Here is a 1,688-nt window from a genome sequence, read left to right as displayed (position 1 = left end):
GCGGGTGATCCGTACCCTGGCGGTCTGCGGCGGGTCGGGGGACAGCTTCCTGGCCGCCGCCACGGCCGCCGGCGCGGACGCGTACCTCACCTCCGACCTGCGGCACCACCCCGCCGGCGAGTACCTCGCCGCCGACGGGCCCGCCCTGCTCGACGCCGCCCACTGGGCGACCGAGCACCCCTGGCTGGCCGACCTGGCCGCGCACCTGCGGGAGAGCCTGGCCGTCGAGGCGTACGTCTCCGACCTGGACACCGACCCGTGGACGCTGCACGCCGTCCACCCCACCGGCCGACCGCAGCCGGCCGACCCCACCCCCACCGACCAGCCGTACCCCGTGGACGAGAAGGAGCCCCGCCCGTGAAGGCAGACCCCAAGGTCCAGCGCCGCCTGCTCGACCTCCAGGCGATCGACACGAACCTGGCCCAGCTCGCCCACCGCCGCCGGACCCTGCCCGAGCTGGCCGAGCTGGACGCGCTGGCCCGGGAGTTGTCCGCGCTGGAGGACGAGCGGGTCCGCGCCCAGGTCAGCGTCGACGACCTGGACCGGGACATCACCCGGCTGGAGAAGGACGTCGACCAGGTCCGCGCCCGCAAGGCCAAGGACGAGAACCGGCTCGTCGCCGGGGGCGTCCCGGCCCGGGAGCTGGAGGCGCTCCAGCACGAGCTGGTCTCGTTGAACCGGCGCCAGTCCGACCTGGAGGACGCCGAGCTGGAGCTGATGCAGCAGCGGGAGGACGCGCAGGGCGTCCTGGACGGCATCGAGCAGCGGCTGACCGAGGCGCGCGGCCGGCGGGCGGCCACCGAGCAGCGCCGCGACGAGACCCTGGCCGAGATCGCCAAGGAGGAGGAGTTCAAGCGGTCGGCCCGCCAGCCGCTCGCCGCCGACCTCCCGGCCGACCTGGTCACCCTCTACGACCGGATCCGCGCGGACACCGGGCTGGGCGCGGCCCTGCTGACCGCCGGCCGCTGCGGCGGCTGCCGGCTGGAGCTCTCCGGTGCCGACCTGGCCCGCATCCGCAAGGCGGACCGGGACGAGGTGGTGCGCTGCGAGGACTGCCGGCGCATCATGGTCCGCAGCACCGAGTCCGGGCTGTAGTCCCGGTGGGGGTGGGCAGGGTCGTCATCGAGGCCGACGGCGGATCCCGGGGCAACCCGGGCCCGGCCGGGTACGGGGCGGTGGTCCGTGACTCGGCCAGCGGGGAGGTGCTCGCCGAACGCTCCGAGGCGATCGGCGTGACCACCAACAACATCGCCGAGTACCGGGGGCTGATCGCCGGCCTGGAGGCCGCCGCCGAGCTGGGCGCCGCCGAGGTCGAGGCGCGGATGGACTCCAAGCTGGTGGTCGAGCAGATGTGTGGCCGCTGGCAGATCAAGCATCCCGGGCTGCGCCCGCTGGCCGCGCAGGCGGCGGCGCTGGTCGGGCGGTTCGGGGCGGTCCGGTTCACCTGGATCCCCCGGGAGCGCAACAAGCACGCCGACGCGCTGGCCAACGCGGCGATGGACGCCGCCGCCGGCAAGCCGCCCCGGGAGGCGGCCCGCAGGGCCGCGCCGTCCGCCGGCGAGCCCGCGCGCGAGGTGGCCGCCCCCGACTCGGCGGCCCGCGTGCGGGCCCGTGAGGTCGCCGCCCGCGCCGCGACCGGCCGCGCCGGCACCGACCCGGCCACCGTGAAGCCCTCCTGGGAGCCGCGC

The 1,688-nt window shown here is 76.6% G+C and carries 3 protein-coding genes; all 3 read left to right on the top strand.

The window, feature by feature from the left end:
• On the top strand, positions 1–361 hold a 361-nt coding region (locus AWW66_RS32090), incomplete at its 5' end, for a Nif3-like dinuclear metal center hexameric protein (protein WP_211272174.1).
• Positions 358–1,095, top strand: a complete 738-nt coding sequence (locus AWW66_RS32085) for a zinc ribbon domain-containing protein (RefSeq protein ID WP_067374568.1) — start codon at positions 358–360, stop codon at positions 1,093–1,095. The genes AWW66_RS32090 and AWW66_RS32085, both read left to right, overlap by 4 nt.
• Positions 1,096–1,100: 5 nt before the next feature.
• The coding region (locus tag AWW66_RS32080; RefSeq protein ID WP_157528317.1) for a reverse transcriptase-like protein at positions 1,101–1,688 on the top strand (588 nt) is incomplete at its 3' end.

The organism is Micromonospora rosaria, assembly GCF_001567585.1.
In the GTDB taxonomy this organism is placed as follows: Bacteria; Actinomycetota; Actinomycetes; order Mycobacteriales; family Micromonosporaceae; genus Micromonospora; species Micromonospora rosaria.
This window is presented reverse-complemented; position numbering and strand designations above follow the sequence as displayed.